Origin of the sequence: Tenacibaculum discolor, assembly GCF_003664185.1 — a bacterium.
GTDB classification, from domain to species: Bacteria; Bacteroidota; Bacteroidia; order Flavobacteriales; family Flavobacteriaceae; genus Polaribacter; species Polaribacter discolor.
Genome location: NZ_RCCS01000007.1, coordinates 131481 through 150747, shown reverse-complemented (window position 1 = coordinate 150747; position 19267 = coordinate 131481). Strand labels below are relative to the sequence as shown.

The 19267-nt window shown below is 31.5% G+C and carries 17 protein-coding genes; 15 read left to right on the top strand and 2 right to left on the bottom strand.

Going from position 1 to position 19267, the window contains the following annotated elements:
- Window positions 1-96: 96 nt before the first annotated feature.
- From C8N27_RS09130 to C8N27_RS09105, 6 genes are all read left to right on the top strand, one after another.
- Window positions 97-753, top strand: coding sequence for a peroxiredoxin-like family protein (locus C8N27_RS09130; RefSeq protein WP_121147113.1), 657 nt, complete (start codon window positions 97-99; stop codon window positions 751-753).
- 295 nt (window positions 754-1048) lie between these two features.
- Window positions 1049-2209, top strand: coding sequence for a WD40/YVTN/BNR-like repeat-containing protein (locus C8N27_RS09125; RefSeq protein WP_121147112.1), 1161 nt, complete (start codon window positions 1049-1051; stop codon window positions 2207-2209).
- A 467-nt stretch (window positions 2210-2676) separates the two neighbouring features.
- The gene (hglS, locus tag C8N27_RS09120) at window positions 2677-4107 is read left to right on the top strand and encodes a 2-oxoadipate dioxygenase/decarboxylase HglS (RefSeq protein WP_121147111.1); all 1431 of its coding nucleotides are present in this window, start codon (window positions 2677-2679) and stop codon (window positions 4105-4107) included.
- A gap of 122 nt (window positions 4108-4229) precedes the next feature.
- A complete protein-coding gene (locus C8N27_RS09115; protein ID WP_241210203.1) occupies window positions 4230-4688 on the top strand; it encodes an Lrp/AsnC family transcriptional regulator in 459 nt (152 codons plus the stop codon).
- 36 nt (window positions 4689-4724) lie between these two features.
- Window positions 4725-7622 (top strand): FAD-binding and (Fe-S)-binding domain-containing protein, encoded by a 2898-nt coding sequence (locus C8N27_RS09110; RefSeq protein WP_121147110.1) that lies wholly within the window; start codon window positions 4725-4727, stop codon window positions 7620-7622.
- A 135-nt stretch (window positions 7623-7757) separates the two neighbouring features.
- A complete protein-coding gene (locus C8N27_RS09105) occupies window positions 7758-8138 on the top strand; it encodes a hypothetical protein (RefSeq protein ID WP_099216357.1) in 381 nt (126 codons plus the stop codon).
- On the opposite strand, the gene ctlX is transcribed toward C8N27_RS09105, so the two are convergent.
- On the bottom strand, window positions 8135-9070 hold the full coding sequence (gene ctlX / locus C8N27_RS09100; protein ID WP_121147109.1) for a citrulline utilization hydrolase CtlX: 936 nt from the start codon (window positions 9068-9070) through the stop codon (window positions 8135-8137). The genes C8N27_RS09105 and ctlX overlap by 4 nt on opposite strands.
- A gap of 157 nt (window positions 9071-9227) precedes the next feature.
- Here ctlX and C8N27_RS09095 point away from each other — a divergent pair, with 157 nt between their 5' ends.
- Entirely contained in the window at window positions 9228-9713 is a 486-nt protein-coding gene (locus tag C8N27_RS09095; RefSeq protein ID WP_121147108.1) for a DUF2938 domain-containing protein, read from the top strand.
- A 99-nt stretch (window positions 9714-9812) separates the two neighbouring features.
- Here the strand turns inward: C8N27_RS09095 and C8N27_RS09090 are convergent, their stop codons facing one another.
- Window positions 9813-10856 carry a flavin-containing monooxygenase gene (locus tag C8N27_RS09090; RefSeq protein WP_121147107.1) on the bottom strand — a complete coding sequence of 348 codons (1044 nt, stop codon included), beginning with the start codon at window positions 10854-10856 and terminating at the stop codon, window positions 9813-9815.
- Window positions 10857-11177: 321 nt separating this feature from the next.
- On the opposite strand from C8N27_RS09090, the gene C8N27_RS09085 reads away from it, so the two are divergent.
- From C8N27_RS09085 to C8N27_RS09050, 8 genes are all read left to right on the top strand, one after another.
- A complete protein-coding gene (locus C8N27_RS09085) occupies window positions 11178-11906 on the top strand; it encodes a DUF4272 domain-containing protein (RefSeq protein WP_121147106.1) in 729 nt (242 codons plus the stop codon).
- A 67-nt stretch (window positions 11907-11973) separates the two neighbouring features.
- Window positions 11974-12552 (top strand): Lcl C-terminal domain-containing protein, encoded by a 579-nt coding sequence (locus tag C8N27_RS09080; RefSeq protein WP_121147105.1) that lies wholly within the window; start codon window positions 11974-11976, stop codon window positions 12550-12552.
- A gap of 231 nt (window positions 12553-12783) precedes the next feature.
- Window positions 12784-14112: a TolC family protein gene (locus C8N27_RS09075; protein ID WP_121147104.1), complete on the top strand. Its 1329-nt coding sequence runs from the start codon at window positions 12784-12786 to the stop codon at window positions 14110-14112.
- Window positions 14113-14124: 12 nt separating this feature from the next.
- Window positions 14125-15333 carry an efflux RND transporter periplasmic adaptor subunit gene (locus C8N27_RS09070; RefSeq protein ID WP_121147103.1) on the top strand — a complete coding sequence of 403 codons (1209 nt, stop codon included), beginning with the start codon at window positions 14125-14127 and terminating at the stop codon, window positions 15331-15333.
- Window positions 15334-15335: 2 nt separating this feature from the next.
- The gene (locus C8N27_RS09065; RefSeq protein WP_121147102.1) at window positions 15336-16079 is read left to right on the top strand and encodes an ABC transporter ATP-binding protein; all 744 of its coding nucleotides are present in this window, start codon (window positions 15336-15338) and stop codon (window positions 16077-16079) included.
- A 2-nt stretch (window positions 16080-16081) separates the two neighbouring features.
- Window positions 16082-17302 (top strand): ABC transporter permease, encoded by a 1221-nt coding sequence (locus C8N27_RS09060; protein WP_121147101.1) that lies wholly within the window; start codon window positions 16082-16084, stop codon window positions 17300-17302.
- Window positions 17303-17528: 226 nt separating this feature from the next.
- Window positions 17529-18329, top strand: a complete 801-nt coding sequence (locus C8N27_RS09055; RefSeq protein WP_244174737.1) for a sensor histidine kinase — start codon at window positions 17529-17531, stop codon at window positions 18327-18329.
- Between the two features lie 2 nt (window positions 18330-18331).
- A complete protein-coding gene (locus C8N27_RS09050) occupies window positions 18332-19069 on the top strand; it encodes a LytR/AlgR family response regulator transcription factor (RefSeq protein ID WP_208639313.1) in 738 nt (245 codons plus the stop codon).
- The last annotated feature ends 198 nt before the right edge of the window (window positions 19070-19267 follow it).

The window sequence follows — 19267 nt, the reverse complement described above, 5'->3', positions numbered from 1 at the left end:
GTTGAGAATTTATTCCATCATTTTATAATTTATTCCATTTTTCTGCATAGTAAATTCTTTGACATTTGTAGTATTAAATAAAACCTCTTACTAAAAATGAACTTATCAAAAAATCTTGCTGAAAGAAAAGCGACTAATAAACAAAACATACCAGCCGAAAAATGGACTATTATGGAAGCCAGTACAAACAAACTAAAAACACAATCGTTAAGTACTAAAGCTTTACAAACAGGAGATACACTTCCTTCGTTTACCCTACCCAACGTAAACAATAAAAACATATCACTTACTGATTTTAAAGAAGATTTTTTAGTAATTTCTTTTTACAGAGGTGGATGGTGTCCTTTCTGCAATATGGAGTTACGTGCCTTACAAAACATCCTCCCCAAACTTAGCAAGTTAAATACTGCATTAGTAGCCATTAGTCCAGAAACTCCAGATAATTCATTAACTACTTCGGAAAAAAACGAATTAACTTTTAGTGTTTTAAGTGATCTTGAAAACCAATATGCAAAATCATTAGGGTTAGTTTTTCAACTACCTAAAGATTTAAGAGCCGTATATCATTCTTTTAATCTTGATGTAGACAAACACAATGGAAACAAAGATTATGAATTACCAATGCCTGCAACCTACATTGTAAACAAAGAGAGAAAAGTTATATACAGTTATGTACCAGAAGATTATACAGAACGATTAGATCCAGAAAAAGTACTATCAATAATATCAGAAGTTACTTTACAAAAACAATAATATCTATTATAAACACAACACTTGAACCTCCTACTGAACAAACATTTTTCTACAGTAAAGTGTTGAATACAATTACTCCCCTTAGGTAGGAAACAACACCTCAATTAAGTTTGAGGTGTTATTCTCCTCACCATTAGAATATTACTCATAAGCTTAACTATTAAATAGCTAAAAAGAGATTCTTTGTTATTAAGGCTTTAAACCTGTTTTTTTTTATGTTTGCACAACACAAACCATACAAAACTTGTATAGTTAGAATGTACCAAGTACAAACAGATAAAAATTACTTAGAATAATGAAAATACCCCAATTACCTATCTTATTATTTACAATTACTCTTTTCTACTCTTGTATCAATAATAAATCAAACAAAAATGACCTTACCCCAAAAACATACAAGGTTAGTAAAAGCTTTATACCAATAAATAAAGCTCCTGGAATAGAATACAATACTTATAATAATATTACCCAAAATCAATATAAATTTACCAATACATCCTCTAATCAAGAAGTTTCGATACTACATCATCTAGATGAAACTGGATTTCATTTTTATCAAGGCCTTAAGTTTAAAAATAACAACCTTGGTGTTATAGTTGGCGGAACCAGATTAAGCGCTAGAATCACCCAAAATGGTGGAAAAACCTGGAAAGAAGTTAGTTTTTCTAGATTTGCCAACTCCTTTCTATCTGTAGATTTTTCTGGAAATAATATTTTTATAGTTGGAGCTAATAACTATATTTATAAAAGTGAAGATTTTGGAAAAAACTGGAGTGTTTTTGATACTAAATACTTTTTTAAAGACAACCAAAGTAGGTATCAAAAATTCAAATATTATAAAATTAGATTTTTAACAGAAAAAATAGGTTTTATTGTCGGAGAACATGAGCGCCATTCCGTAATATTAAAAACAATAGATGGAGGCGAAAACTGGAAAATCATTAAAAATAATAACCTCCCTAAAAATGAAAAAGGCATATCAGATATAGCAATACTTTCTGCTGATGAATTAATAATAACCACATTATCTGGAAAATGCTATAAAAGTATTGATGGAGGAATTAACTGGCAACTTCTATACTCTGGGGAAAATTCTGTATTATCATCTATTGCGTTTTTTAACTCCAAAACTGGTTTTATTGGCGGTTTAAACAATATATTATTGTATACAAATGATTCAGGGAAAACTTGGAAAAAAACACACATGCCTTATGGAGAAATATCTGATATAGCTATTCATAAAAATAATGCGTTTATAACAACCTCTTTTTATACTTCAGGTGAAGCTATATCATTTGTTTTTAAAATTGATAGTAAAGGAACAAATACTCAGCCTTTTTTAACAAAAAAAGATGACTCTGTGTTTTTTGAAGCAGATTCATATGCTATTCAAGTACTTAATAAGCATATTTATATTCTAGACAGAAATAACTTATATCAAACAATTATAAATTAAAAAACTACTCCTCTTAGGCAAAAACAACAAACCTATTAAACCTTGGGTATTGTCCCAATACTAATGGAACACCTTTTTAATGTTTATTTTTTATATTTGAGAGAAGAAAATTACTGTAAATTAAATTTTTCCATATAAAATTCAACTGGAACTCTATCTACTAAACACTTATTTACTATTATTCTTAAAGTTAAGAAACTCTTGATTTTTTGTTTAAGGTATACATTCCTTGCTTATTCTCTAATAGAATTAAGAACTCAGAAATATTTTACTAAGGCTTATACACAGGAACAAAGTCAAATTGACTTTTAAAAAACATTTTTTCAGTAAAAATTGTCTTTTTGTTTTTAAAAAACGCATTAACAAAAGCAAATCAACTCAAAATAAACATCAATAAAACAAAATTCACTTTTATAGACTCTAAAAAAAATTAAATTCTTTTAATTTGTAGCAAATTTCAACAAACTATGTCATCAAAAAATAAACTAGAAAGTTTTACTAATACGGCTGAAGGACTTGTCTCTCCAGAGTACATTCGTAACCGTTTCTCTAAAATTATGTCTGATATGTACAAGAAAGAGGTACCACTTTATGGTGATCTACTTGATTTGGTTCATGACATAAATGAAAACGTTCTTTCAGAGTCTAAAGAAATTGAAGAACAGTTAGCACATACTGGAGAATTAACTCGACTAAATATGGAACGCCACGGAGCAATTCGTTTAGGTAAACCCTATGAGCTATTTACTATGAGGCGTCTGTTTAAGGTTATGGGAATGTATTCTGTTGGTTACTATGATTTAGCCCCAGCTGGTGTTCCTGTTCACTCTACGGCGTTTAGAGCTATTGAAAGCACTGCTCTTAACCAAGCTCCATTCAGAGTTTTTACCTCTTTATTACGTATAGATTTAATTGATGATGCTCAGCTTCGTAGCAATGTTGAAACTATTTTAGAAAAACGTCAAATTTTTACAGAAAAAGTTTTACAACTCATTGATAAATCCGAAAAAGAAGGAGGTTTAAATAAAGAAGATGCCGAAACCTTTGTTCAAGAAGCATTAGAAACTTTTCGTTGGCACGATACTGCTACTGTAGATTATGAAATGTACGAAGCTTTACTAAATCAACACAGATTAATTGCTGATGTAGTTGCTTTTAAAGGACCTCACATCAACCACTTAACTCCTAGAACTTTAGATATAGATAAGGTACAAGTAAGTATGGAGGATCGTAATATTCCACCAAAAGACAATATAGAAGGACCTCCTGCAAGAAAATGCCCTATTTTACTACGTCAAACAAGTTTTAAGGCATTGACCGAAAAAGTAACTTTTAAAAACAATGTTGAAAAAGAAGAAATAGGCGAACATAAAGCTCGTTTTGGTGAGATTGAACAACGTGGTGCAGCATTAACTCAAAAAGGACTTGACTTGTATCATGAACTGTTAGGTAAAACACGTAAAGCTATTGGTGGATCACCAACTGCCGAAAATGCCTCTGAATACAATGAATTATTAGCAGAAAATTTTAAAGTTTTTCCTGATAACTACAAAGAGTTACAATCAAAAGAGCTGGCTTACTTCCATTACTTTACCACCGATAAAGTAAAAACCTTATCTAAAGATAAAGTGTATACAAAAGAAGATGTAAACCAATTATTAAAGGATGGTTATTTAAGCATAGAACCTATGGTCTACGAAGATTTCTTACCTGTAAGTGCAGCAGGAATTTTTGCTTCAAACTTAGGTACAGATGATGCTAAGCGTGAATATAAAGGTACTTCTAATCAATCATTATTTGAAAAAGATTTAGGTGAACCTGTTTATAAGTTAACAAAATGGTATGAAGATATGCAAGATGAAAGCATACAAAACTGCTTGTCAGTAATAAATGCTTAATCATAAAATCGAATATTGAAAAAGTGTAGCCGTATATTTGCATCATCGGCTACACTTTTTTCGTTAAAAACGATTGTTTATCTTGTAGCTTATATTAAGTTTATTCTAACAAAATTATTCTTTTGGAAAATCAATTTGATTATATAGACAAACAAATACTTTCAAAATTACGTTTAGACGCTCGTAAAGCCTATTCACAAATTGCGGAAGAATTAAAAGTTTCCAACTCCTTAATTCATCAGCGCATTAAAAAGCTAACAGCTGAAGGTGTTATTAAAAATGCTGAGTTTGTTTTAGAAGAAAAGAACTTAGGTTATAAAACCAAATCATACACAGGTATTCGATTACGTGAAGCTCGCTTTGCTAAAGAAGTAATGCATGAGTTGGAAAAAATACCTGAAATAACCGAATGTAACTTTGTTTCCGGTTACTACGCTATTTTTATTTTAATCTTTGCTAGAGACAATGAACATTTACAAAAAATACTATACGATAACGTACATTTAATTAAAGGAGTGGCAGGAACCGATACTTTTATATGTTTCGATACCTGTTTTAAGCGTCACATTCCAATAGAATAACTAACAACACTACCCACATTTTAGGTAATTAAGATAATGGTACAAACAACACAACTAGAAACGTTCAAAAAATCATTAACTGGCGAACTATTTTTTGACGACCTACATAAAAACATTTACGCAACCGATGCTTCAGTATATCGTAAAATCCCACTAGCAGTTGCCTACCCCAAGAATATACAAGATATTCAACTGTTAATTGATTTTGCTACTAAGAACAATATTACCTTAATTCCTCGTACTGCAGGAACTTCGTTAGCAGGACAGTGTGTAGGAGATGGAATTGTTGTAGACGTTTCTAAACACTTTACCAACATATTGGCTTTTGATGAAATTAACAAAACCATTACCGTAGAGCCAGGAATTATTCGTGATGATTTAAACCGCTTCCTAAAACCTTTCGGATTGTTTTTTGGTCCGAATACCTCAACCTCTAACCGTTGTATGATTGGCGGAATGGTAGGTAACAACTCTTCAGGAAGTACTTCTATACGTTACGGAGTTACCCGCGATAAAGTCATTGCTATTCAAGGTTTATTAAGTGATGGTAGTGAAGTTACTTTTTCTGAAATTACCTCAGCTGAATTCAACCAAAAGAAAATAGAGAATTCATTAGAAGGAAACATCTATCGTGCTATTTATACAGAGCTTTCTCAAGAAGCTATTCAGCAAGAAATTAAAAAAGAATTCCCAAAGGAAAGCATTCACCGAAGAAATACTGGGTATGCTGTTGATGAGTTTTTAACTTCCGATTTATTTGGCGGAACTGAACCAACTATTAACCCTGCTAAATTTTTATCAGGAAGTGAAGGTACTTTGGTATTTTCAACAGCTATCACCATTCAACTAGACGACTTACCTCCTACCCAAAGTATTATGGTGTGTCCACATTTTACCAGTGTAAATGAAAGTTTAAAAGCTACCGTTACCACTATGAAACACACGCTCTATGCTTGTGAATTGATGGATAAAGTGATTTTAGACTGTACTAAAAACAACCGTGAACAAGCAAAAAATCGTTTCTTTTTACAAGGAGATCCTGAAGCTGTATTAATGTTAGAAGTTTCTGCCGATACCATTGAAGAAGCAGAAGTACTAACCGATAAACTTATTGAAGATTTAAAGGCAAACAACTTTGGATACCACTATCCTAAAGTGTATGGTGAAGACATTGCTAAAGTGCATCAACTACGAAAAGCTGGTTTAGGATTATTAGGGAATATAGTGGGAGACGATAAAGCGGTAGCTTGTATTGAAGATACTGCCGTAGCCCTAGAAGATTTGCCTAACTATATTGAGGAATTCACCAAGATTATGGATAAATATCAGCAAAGAGCAGTGTATTATGCACATGCAGGAGCTGGTGAGTTACACTTACGTCCTATTTTGAATTTAAAGAAAAAGGAAGATGTAGTACTGTTTAGGAAAATAACTACTGAAACCGCTGAGTTAGTTAAGAAATATCAAGGGTCCTTTAGTGGTGAACATGGTGATGGTATTGTGCGTGCAGAGTTTATTCCATTGATGATAGGTGATAAAAACTATCAACTATTACGAAGAATAAAAAAGGCATTCGATCCAAATAACGTATTCAATAAAGGAAAAATTACAGATGCTTTTCCTATGGATCAAAGTTTGCGTTATGAAATTGATAGAAATGAACCTGAGATAGCAACTCTTCAAGATTTTTCAGATAGCGAAGGTATTTTAAAACTGGCTGAAAAATGCAACGGTTCAGGTGACTGTCGTAAGTCTCCCGAAGCTGGTGGAACCTTGTGTCCGAGTTATCGAGCAACTCGAAACGAAAAGGAAACTACACGAGCTAGAGCAAACACATTACGTGAAGTGTTAACCAATAATACTGCTAAAAACAAGTTCGATTCTAAAGAACTAAAAGATATTCTCGACCTATGTTTAAGCTGTAAAGCTTGTGCTAGCGAATGTCCGAGTAATGTAGATATTGCTTCAATGAAAGCAGAATTCTTATACCAATATCAAGAAACAAACGGGTATTCTTTCCGTAGTAAATTGTTTGCTAACAATGCCAAATACAATAAATTAGGAAGTAAGTTCCCTGTGCTAACAAATTTCTTTACCAACACTACCCTAGCTAAAAAAGTTATGGGAGTTGCTACAGAACGTTCTGTTCCTAAATTAGCTAAACAGCCATTAAGTACTTGGTTAAAAAAACACCAATCGACAAACTCAAAAAAAACCGTTTATATATTCAACGATGAATTTACCAACTACTACGATACTGAAATTGGTAAAGATGCCGTAGTGGTATTGGAAAAGTTAGGATACGAAGTAAAAACTGTAGATCATGAAGAAAGCGGACGTAGCTATATATCTAAAGGTTTTTTAAAGGAAGCTAAAGAAATTACTAATAATAATATTACTATTTTTAAAGAATTAATTTCTAAAGAAACACCACTCGTTGGAATTGAACCTTCTGCTATTTTAACCTTTAGAGACGAATACTTACGTTTAGCAGATGATAAAATATCTGCCAAAAAGCTTTCTGAAAATTGTTTTACTATTGAAGAGTTTTTAGCGAACGAACATGCTAATGGTTCCATAGATACAACTAAGTTTAGTAATGAAACAAAGGAGCTTAAAATACATGGACATTGTCATCAAAAAGCATTGTCTAGTACACATGCTTCTTTTTCTATATTAAATATTCCCAAGAACTATAAAGTAACCATTATGAATACCGGTTGTTGCGGTATGGCTGGATCTTTTGGATATGAAAAAGAGCATTATAAAGTAAGTATGCAAGTGGGTGAAGATACGTTGTTTCCTAGAGTTCGAAATTGTTCGGTTGATACTGAAATAGTAGCCGCTGGTACGAGTTGCCGTCATCAAATTTATGACGGAACAAAGCGTCTAGCAAAACATCCTGTAACAATTTTAAGAGAAGCTTTACTATAAATAATTGATTTTCATATCATTATTTTGTACTTTTAAGACGATTAACTCTTAAAATGTACTATTATGGCGAGCAATAAAATAATATTCAGCAATGCGCTGCTAATTTTTGCGGGCATTGTTGGCTTCTTTCTAATTATGAAAATTTTTGGATTGGAAGATGTTTCCGAACTGCGTTTTTTAAACTTTGCTTTCGTTCTTTATGGTATTAACAGAGCTATAAAAACCAATATCATTAAAAACCACGAATCGTTATATTTTAGCAATTTTTTATTAGGGATTGGAACCTCTATAATTGCTGTAGCCTTAACCATTTTAGGTCTTATTATATATGTAGATTTTATAGATCCTGGTTTTATGACTATACTTGAACAATCTTCTTTTTGGGGTCAGAATCTAAGTTTACCACTAGTTGTATTTGCATTAGCTATTGAAGGAATTGCTTCTTCAGTAATCTGTTCTTTTATCTTAATGCAGTACTATAAAAACTATAAAGTCTCAAATACAATGGTTGCTTAAGCTCTTGGTAAAAAAACCTCAGCCATCATGCAACGAGCACTTCCACCACCACAGGTTTCTATAGTTTCTAGAGAGCTGTGTAGTATTTTGCTGTGCTTTTCTATAGCTTTAACTTGATTAGAATTCAACGAATTAAAAGCAGAGGAACTCATTACTAAGTAACGTTCATCATTTGCTCCTTTAACTTGTAACATGTTTCCTGCAAATTGTGTTACTTGTTGTTCTGAAATGGCAATAACTTCTTTTCCGTCTGACTTTAAGTGTTTTAATAAGTTTTTCTTTTCTTTTTTATCATCTATTGAATCTAAACATATCACCGCAAAACTTTCTGCAACACACATCATTACATTTGTATGATAAATAGCTTCTCTCCTTCCCTCAACTGTTTGGTTTGCTGTAAAAATTACAGGGGTATATTCAAAATCTTCGCAAAACTCAATAAATAGTTCTTCATCTGCACGAGGAGACAAAGCACAATACGCTTTTCTGTTGTGCCTATCTAAAATCATACTTCCAGTTCCTTCTAAGAAAACCTCTTCCTCTTCTGCTTCAGAGTAGTCTACAACATTTTCTATTACAAACCCTTTTTCTTCTAAAATCTCTAGTACATCTTCTCTACGCTCTAAACGTCTATTATCTGCAAACATTGGATAGATAGCAATATCTCCATTTTCATGAAAAGAAATCCAATTGTTTGGAAACAATGCATCTGGTGTATTTGGTTCTTTAGTATCTTCAACAACTACTACAGTAACACCAACAGCTTCCAATTTTTCTACAAAAGCATCAAACTCTTCTTGTGCCTTAGCATTGATTGATGCAGGTAACATTCCTGACAATTCTTGCTGGTAATAGTTATTTACTGCTGTTTGTTCATTCATCCTAAAACTTGCAGGACGAACCATTACTATTGTATTTGTTGTTTGTTGCATACTGCGAATGTAATAAGATTTTGGTTTGTTTTAACAACCAAAACAGTAAAGAGAAGCTACTAAATTTAGTTAAGTAATATTAATTTATCCTGTTATTTCTATGTTTTGTCCTATCACCACCTTCTTCACTCATTTTACTTTTGTCTAAAAAAACAACATGAATAATTTATTTCAAACAATTTTAATAGGTGTTGGAGCAACAGCAACTATGGATGTTTACTCCGTAATCTTAAATTACTTTGGTATCAAAACTCTTAACTACAAGTTTCTGGGGCGTTGGATTGGGTATTTTTTTGATGGCAAGTTTTCACATCATACAATATTTACCACTCCTTCTATAAAACATGAACATATAATCGGCTGGATTGCGCATTATACTATTGGAGTTATGTTCGCTTTACTCTTGGTGCTTATTTTTGATAAAAAATGGCTTGAAAGTCCTACTCTTTTACCAGCTTTAATCATAGGGATAGTAACTGTTATAGCTCCTTTCTTTTTTATGCAACCTGCTTTCGGACTAGGTATTGCCGCTTCTAACGTTCCTGACCCAATCAAAGCTAGAATAATGAGTTTAATTACACATACCGTATTTGGTTTTGGATTATTTTTAAGTGCAAAGATTTTAAATATTTTAATTAAGTAATTAGACTCATTTTTTTAGGGAAGTACCTTTAAATCTATAAACTCATCTAACAAACCCCCTAAATAATACTTTTAGTGGTTTTGTTATTATACTTAAAATTTATTTTTTACTAATTATATCTGCCAAATAGCTAGCATCTTTTGATACACCTCCTAAAGTGGCAGAACCACGCGTAAACATCCAAGGTAAACCTATAAAATACAGCCCTTCAATATTACTTACTCCTCTATAATTTTTTGGATAGTTATCTGAGTCTAACTCCAAACCTTCTATCCATTTAAAGTTAGGACGATATCCTGTTGCCCAAATAATATTTTTTATTGATGTTACTTTTTTGTTTTCAAAAACAACTTCATTATCCAACGCATCTTTAGTTCTTCCAACAGTAACTACATTTTCACGGGATAAAATTTCTTTTACATCAGTACCAATTACAGGTTGCAACGATGTGCTTATTTTTTTCCCTATCCAACTGTACTTGTTAAACTTTAAAAAACCTATAAGTGTAAACCACCACCATAAAGTTTTACCTAAAAATTGCTGAGGTAAGGTTTTCACCTTCGTATCTCCCGAAAAATAAACCGTTTTTGATTTTTTATCCTTAGATATTTCATCCAGAATTTGGTATCCAGAATCTCCACCTCCAACAACTAACACATCTCCTTCTTGCAACTGTTTACTATTTTTATAGTAATTACTGTGCATTTGCAATACTTCATCAGATAGTTTAGTATGACAAGGTGGTGTGTATGGTATATGAAACGGTCCGGTTGCTACAATTATATTCTTAGCTAGAATTTCTCCTTCATTATAGATTACATGAAATCCTTTAACCGATTTTTTTACAGAAGTAATTAATGTGTTTAGTTGTACAGGAATGTCAAACTTCTTCACATACGATTTAAAGTAATCGCTAACCTCATATTTAGATGGATAATGCCCTTTAGGAGCATTAAATTTTAAACCAGGTAAGTGATTATATTCAGTTGGTGTAAATAATTTTAAAGAATCCCATCTATTTAGCCAAGAGGCTCCTATTTCTTCTTCTCCATCTACTACTATAAAACTTTTTTCCATCTTTTTTAAGTGGTAAGCCATGGATAAGCCTGCTTGTGCACCACCTATAATCACAAAATCTAACATCTAAAATCATTTTCATTAAGAGCTCAAATATAGATACTTTAAACAAGCGCGTCAAACTTTTCTCGGAACTGTAAATCCTTCTAAAACCACAGAACACTTATTTTCAACACATTAAACTCATTACAAGCAAAATAACTTAAGTTTTGTTTATACAAATAAAAGCATGTAACCAAATAATCTCAATTCATAAAAGCAGTCGTAACACAAAATTCTCATCAATCTTTACTATATTTTAACATATTCCATATTAATACCTGTTGCTCTTATAAATATTTTTACCAAAAAATAAGCTATAAGTTTACAAACATAAAAAAACAAACTATGGGATGGTTTAATAGAAAAAAAACTTCAAATAATAATACACCTAAACCTGAAGTAACTCAAAGAGATTCTTCAACAATTAGATCTCAATCAATTGCTATTTGTCTTGATGCTGGATTTCGTCCTGCAAGTTCTCTTCCTACAATCAGAGAAACAAAATTAAGACCTGCTGACGAAATCGCAGGAAGACTCCACGCTATAAAAGCTCTTGTTTTATGGCTTATGGTGCCTACAGAAAACTTACCTGACGAAAAAATAATTAACTTCATTAATCAAAATAAACTTCTTGGTTACATGACCACAGAAGAAAAAGAAATACTTAATGCTTCTAGAAATGATATTGAGTTAAGAAATTCTATTGGTTGGAAGTTTGAAAACGCATGGCCACTTGCTTGGTACTTTGGTTATGATGAACCTGAGATTTCTGGTCAAATGATGACAGGAGAGCAAATGCAGGAAATCTTAATAAATCATACATGTTCACTTGATACTTTAATTAGTGATTGGCTTCCTCTGCAACACACTCTAGAAGAAGAAAAACTGGTAGAAAAAGAGGATTTATTTTACTGCTTACATAATGCAGTAAGAAGTGCTCAACTAGGAGGAAACACTGCTCCTGATGGCTTCGATCCTATTGGAAATGGAGGAGTTATACATGAACGTAGACATTCGTTAACATGGATGCTTTCTAACGGTACTGAATGGGAAGATACCGATCTTAGCACATAAACTTAAATAAAACAGGAGAAATTAATTTATAGACTCATAAATTTGTAAAAATTGAAATTTTAAGAAAATGAGAATACTTATCCTTGCTGTTTTACTACTTAACTTTTCTTCATGTAAGAACTCTAAAAAAGAAAATAACGAACCTAAAAAGAAACCTGAAGTAAAAGTAGAAAAAGTTACTCCTGATAACAACCAAAAGACTATTGATTCTACTCTAATTGTGTTAGACTCTACTACAAACTTGGTTTGGATGAAAAAAGATTTTAGTACAATTGAGAAAAGGTTTTTAAATAAATGGAATGAAGTTTTTGAGTGGCAAGAACAAATGAACTCTATTAACTACGCAGGATTCAGCGACTGGAGAGTTCCTAGTATAAAAGAATATCGTTCTATCAATAAAAATAAAAAAGACAGAGTTAATTATAAACAAGTATTTACAGAAATTGACTCTACTTTTTTTTGGGGAAAAGGAGCCTATGCTTTCTGGAGCTCAACAACACCTAATAAAAACACTGCCAGCTACATAAGTTTTAAAGAAGGGTTTGCTGTATCTGGAAACAGAGAAAAAATTATAACATACACAAAAAAAGATAAAGGAAAATCGTTTGGTATGAGTGTTAGATTAGTTAGAAGTAAAGTCAATTAAAATATTTACAATGATTTTTATAAAAGCTACTACTAAAGACACTAAAGAAATTGTTTTTGTATGTTATTAACAATAGAAGACATTCTTTATAAATTTATTGGAGAAAGTGCTACAGAAAATCTTATCGATAAAATTTAATCTTTTATATATACAATAGCTTCAAACTTCTATTACAATTTATTAAAATTGAGATATGTTTCATTTTTGAAGTGTTAATTAAAAACACATCAAATGAAAGTATATCTTTTCATAACCTCTTTATTATTTGTGCAGTTCAATTTTGCACAAGAAAAAGAGATATCTAAGTCTAAAATTTGGACATTAAGTGATTGCATAACCTATGCTGTAGAACATAATATTACCTTAAAAAATGCTTCTTTAAACAAAACTCAAGCATCAGTTAATTATCTTAAAGCTAAAGCATCAAGGTTACCAAACCTCTTTGGTTCTGCCTCACAATCTTTTACAAATGGTAACTCTATCGACCCCATTACAAGTAATTATGTAACAGACCAAATATATAGCACAAATTTAGGACTAAATAGTACTGTAACGCTATTTCAAGGTAATCAGATAAATAATCAAATTTCTCAAAATAAAATACTACTAAATCAAAGTACTTTTTTAGAAGAAGAAACTAAAAACAACGTCATTTTAAGTGTTTTAGAAAATTATTTACAGATTTTGCATGCAAAAGAAGGTATTACCATTGCTAAGAACAACCTAGAATCTACCCAAAAAGAGGTAGAAAGAGCTAAAGCTAGATTAAATGCTGGTACAATTGCTTTAAGTGACTATACCGAAGCCATTAGTCAGGCTGCAACCAATAAATATACTTTTATCAATGCTAAAAACACCTATCAACAATATCTAATTGCTTTAAAACAATTGTTAGAATTAGCTCCGACACAAGATATTGAAATTGAAACTTTAGATGATAAAACAGATTACTCTACAATTCTTATAAACAAAATAAACATCTATAATAAAGCACTGGGTATTTTACCTGAAGTTGAAGCGAGTAATTTAGAGATTAAAGCGAGTGAAAAAGGTTTAGATATTGCCAAAGGTGCTTATTTACCAACCTTATCGTTAATCACTAGTCTTGGTACAGGTTACACAAGTATAAACAATAGTACATTTTATGATCAATTTAATGTGAATTTTAATCAAAGAATAGGGCTTTCACTTAACATTCCAATTTTTAATCGCAATCAAACTAAAGCAGCAGTAAAAACCGCAGAAATTAATATTGAGAAGTCCAAAATAAACAAGCTAACTACAGAAAAAGAAGTGTATAAAAAAGTAGAAACTGCTTACCAAAACGCACTTTCTACCCAAGAACAACTAGTTGCTGCAAAGGCTTCAATGGAAGCTGCAAAACAATCTTACACGCTTGCTCAGAAAAAATACAAATTAGGAGGCTTAAGTACTACAGATTTAGTCATTAGTCAAAATACTTATACCAATGCGCAACAAGATTATTTACAAGCTAAATACTTAAGAATTTTATACCATCAACTATTACAATTCTATCAAGGAAATCCTATAACACTTTAATTAAAAACACTTATGAAATCTAAAAAAAACATTGTCATAATCGGCATTGTATTAGCCATAGCAGCCTTAATACTCTACAATCTATTTCAACCTAATGAAAATGTTGTTATCGAAGCCAAAACTGTTTTAGCAAAAAAAGAAAATGTAACCACTTTGGTTACTGCAACTGGTACTATAGAACCTATTACACAAGTAGAAGTTGGTACACAGGTTTCTGGTGTTGTTAAAAAAATTTATGTAGACTACAATAGTGTTGTAAAAAAAGGACAGCTTATTGCTGAACTAGATAAAACCAATTTAAAAGCAGCACTTACACAAGCACAGGCTAGTTATAACAATGCTATCAATCAACGTAATTATACAGAAACCATTTACAAAAGACAAAAAACGTTATTTGACAACCAAGTAATTAGTAAATCTGATTATGATGATGCTCTATTTAATTTTCAAACCGCAAAAGGTACTGTTACACAACGCTTATCAGAGTTAAAAACAACACGTACAAATTTAGAATATGCTAATATTTATTCGCCTATTGATGGTGTTGTATTATCTAGAAATATAGATGAAGGACAAACCGTTGCATCAAGTTATAGTACACCAACACTATTTACCATTGCGCAAGATTTAAAAGAAATGCAAGTTGAAGCTGATGTTGACGAAGCCGATATAGGAAATGTTAAAAAAGGACAACGCGTAACTTTTACCGTTGATGCCTATATAGGAGAAATTTTTGAAGGTGAGGTTACTCAAGTACGTTTAAATCCGAAAGTTACTTCTAATGTTGTTACTTATACTGTTGTAATAAAAGCTCAAAATCCTAATTTAAAGCTAAAACCAGGGTTAACAGCAACCATTTCCATCTACACTTTAGAATTAAAAGATGTGTTAACTGTTAAGGCTAAAGCTGTAAACTTTAAACCAGAACCAACAGCTTTCGCTCAATATTTCCAGCAACAAAACTTAACTGAGCCTACAAATAAACCTCAAAAACAAGAACCTGTTCTTTGGGTTTTAAACAACAATGGCTCCATAACATATAAAACCGTAACTCTTGGTGCAAGCGATGGTGTAAACGTACAAATTGTAGATGGAGTTAAAGAAGGAGACAAACTAGTATACAGCCTTAAAAGTAAAAACCCTATAACCAAAGGTGCTCAAGGTACTAATGGAAGTCCTTTTATACCAAAACCACCAGGATCTAAAAAAAAAGGTAAATAGTTATGGTAAAAAAAGCAATTAAAATACAAAACTTAAAGCGTGATTTTACTATGGGATCAGAAACCGTTCATGCTTTAAAAGGAATTTCATTTGATATTCATAAAGGTGAATTTGTTACTATAATGGGGTCTAGTGGTTCAGGAAAAAGTACCATGCTTAATATTTTAGGGTGCTTAGATCAACCTACATCAGGCTCATATGAAATTGACGGTGTTAGAATAAAAGATTTAAACAAAAGTGAACTAGCTACAATTCGTAATGAGAAGATAGGATTCATTTTTCAATCATATAATTTGTTAGCAAGAACATCTGCTATAGAAAATGTGGAATTGCCTTTACTTTATAATAGTAAAGTAACTTCTAAAGAACGAAGAGAACGTGCTATTAAAGCTTTAGAAATGGTTGGTTTAGGTAAAAGATTGTACCATACTCCTGCTCAGCTTTCTGGAGGGCAACAACAACGTGTAGCTATTGCCAGATCATTAGTAAACAATCCTGTAATGATTCTTGCAGATGAAGCCACAGGAAATTTAGACACTAGAACTTCTTATGAAATCATGTCTTTATTTCAAGAACTAAATCAACAAGGTATAACAATAACCTTTGTAACACACGAACCTGATATTGCTACATTTAGTAATCGAACTATTGTACTTAAAGACGGTGAAATTATACAAGATTATAAAAACAACGACGTGCAATTTGCAGCTGAACACTTAGCCAAATTACCTATAGAAAACCACTAATCATGAGAATGTTAAACCTACTAAAAATAGCATATAAAGCTATAATCCTTAACAAAATCCGAACACTACTAACCATGCTTGGTATTATCATAGGTGTAGCTTCAGTAATTACTATGTTAGCTATTGGCGAAGGATCAAAAAAAAGTATTCGTTCAACTATTTCTAGCATGGGGTCAAATATGATTACTATTAGACCTGGTTCCGATATGTTTGGCGGCGTTAGGTTAGATCCTAATTCTATCAAATCTTTAACACTAAATGACTATCAAGCTATAAAAGAGCAAGCCGGTTTACTCACATATATAACACCAATGGTTAACAGTGGTGGGCAAGTTATTAACGGCTCCAATAACTGGCCTTCTACAATTTACGGTGTCAATCCTGATTACTTAAATATTAAAACTGTAGGTTTACAAAACGGTAGTATGTTCACTAATGCTGAAGTACGATCAGCTGCAAAAGTAGTTTTGTTAGGACAAACTGTAGTAGAAAATCTTTTTTCCGATGATGAAAATCCTGTTGGACAAACCATTAGATTTAACAATATTCCGTTTAAAATTATTGGTGTCTTAGAAAAAAAAGGAGAAAACACTTTTGGTCAAGACCAAGACGATGTGGTCATTGCCCCTTATACAACAGTTCAGAAGCGTATTTTAGCAATTAATCATTTAAATCAAGTCATGGCTTCTGCTATTAGTGAAGAACATGCTCCTGATGCTGTTACTCAAGTTACTGAAATTTTAAGAAAACAGCACAAACTAACAGATAATGAAGATGACGATTTTAATGTACGCTCTATGGAAGAATTAATTTCAACCTTTAGTGCTACAAGTGAAATGCTAACTATTTTATTGGTAGCTGTAGCAGGTATTTCTTTGTTAATTGGAGGAATTGGCATTATGAATATTATGTATGTATCGGTAAAAGAACGTACTAAAGAAATTGGTTTACGTATGGCTGTTGGTGGTAAAGATTCTGATATTTTAATGCAATTCTTAATTGAAGCTATTTTAATTAGTGTTACAGGTGGTTTATTAGGCGTCATCCTAGGTTTAAGTGCTACTATTTTTGTTGAAAAATTCTTAAATTGGCCTACAAGCGTTGCCCTATATTCTATAATTATATCATTTGCAGTTTGCGCTATTACAGGTATATTTTTTGGCTGGTACCCTGCTAGAAAAGCATCGGCTTTAAACCCAATTACGGCTTTACGTTATGAATAAAAACAAAAAAATAACACTCTTTACACATGCCTTAGTTTGGTTTGTTCTAATATGCATGCCCTATGTATTATCTTATGGTCAAGGGCAAGAAATAAACCGAGTTATAGCACATTTTTGGATCCCCCTAGTTTTTTATGCTGTTATTTTTTACTCTAATTATTTCATACTTATAGATCGGTTTCTATTTAGAAAAGAAACCGTTCTATTTGTTCTTACTAATGTATTAATGATTGCAGTTTTTATTACTTTAAAAGAACAAATTGAAGATGCTTTTTTTAATGATTTGATAGGAATTCCAAATGAAAGAAAAGGTATAGGCCCTCCTTTTAAAATGATTATTTACGTACAAATGTCTTTGTATATGGCTCCTTTACTGTTTTCTATAGTCATAAAAACCACTCAACGTTGGGTTAAAACTGAAACTGAACGTAAAGAAGCCGCTAATTTTAAACTGCAGTCAGAGTTACAACATTTACACTATCAATTACAGCCGCACTTCTTTTTTAACTCACTAAACAATATTTATGCTTTGGTTGATATTTCACCAGATCAAGCCAAAACATCTATACACAGTTTGAGTAAACTAATGCGTTACATGCTATATGAAACCAATGTAGAATTGATTATGCTTTCAAAAGAAATTGATTTTATGATCAAGTACATAGAGTTAATGAAGCTTAGATTATCAGACAAAACTATAGTAAATTATAATTTTCCTTCTGAAGAAACAGGTATTAAAATAGCACCTTTACTATTTATTTCGCTAATAGAAAATGCCTTTAAGCACGGTGTTTCTGCTACTAAAAAAAGTACTATCACTGTGGAGATGATTTGCAAAAGAAATACTGTATGTTTTAAAATAGAAAATGACAATTTTCCTAAAAAAACAGAAGATAAAAGCGGTTCGGGCATCGGTTTACAAAACTTAGAAAAACGCTTACAGTTAATATATACTAACAAGTATAAATTTGAAACTTCATTGAAAAACGAACGACTTTCTGTACTTTTAGAAATAGAAACGGTATAATTATGAGTAGTCTGAAAATTTCTTGCATTGCTGTCGATGATGAACCTATGGCTCTTAATTTAGTAGAAAGCTATATAGAAAAAACTCCTTTTCTAGAGCTCAAAGCTAAATGTAGTAATGCCTTAGAAGCAATGGACTTTATTAAAACTACACCTGTGGATTTGTTGTTTTTAGACATACAGATGCCCGATTTATCAGGTATCGAATTTTCTAAAATGTTGTCAAAAAATTCACGTGTTATTTTTACCACAGCATTTGACCAATATGCCATAGAAGGTTTTAAAGTAGAAGCATTAAACTATTTACTAAAGCCTTTTGATTATGCCGAATTTTTAACGGCTGCAAATAAGGCACAACATTGGTTTGAGCTTGTAAAGAATCAAAAAATAAATCCTAAATTATTATCTAAAGAAAAAGAATTTCTATTTGTTAAGTCCGAATACAAACAACTTCGTATTAAATTATCGGATGTTTTATATTTTGAAGGGTTAAAAGATTATATCAAAATTTGGTTAAAAAATCAGCCAAAGCCTATTCTTACTCTAATGAGCTTAAAATCATTAGAACAAGAGCTACCAAAATCACAGTTCATGCGTGTGCATCGATCATTTATAGTAGCATTAAACAATATCAATATTATAGAGCGTAGCCAAATAATTATTAACGACAAACGTATTACTGTATCTGAACATTACAAACCTAAATTTTTAGAATTTATAAACAAAAATTCACTTGATTGATATGAAAAACACTCTAATTTTAAACAATTAATAAACTAAAACACAACATTTAAAAATGAACAAAATAGAAATTCACAAAAGTCTTAAGAAATAAACGGAACAATTAGGACTATAGCTTGACAAATAAATACACTTCAAACTAGAAAGTAAAAAAACTATTATATAGCTTATTAATTTTACAATTTAACCTATTATATA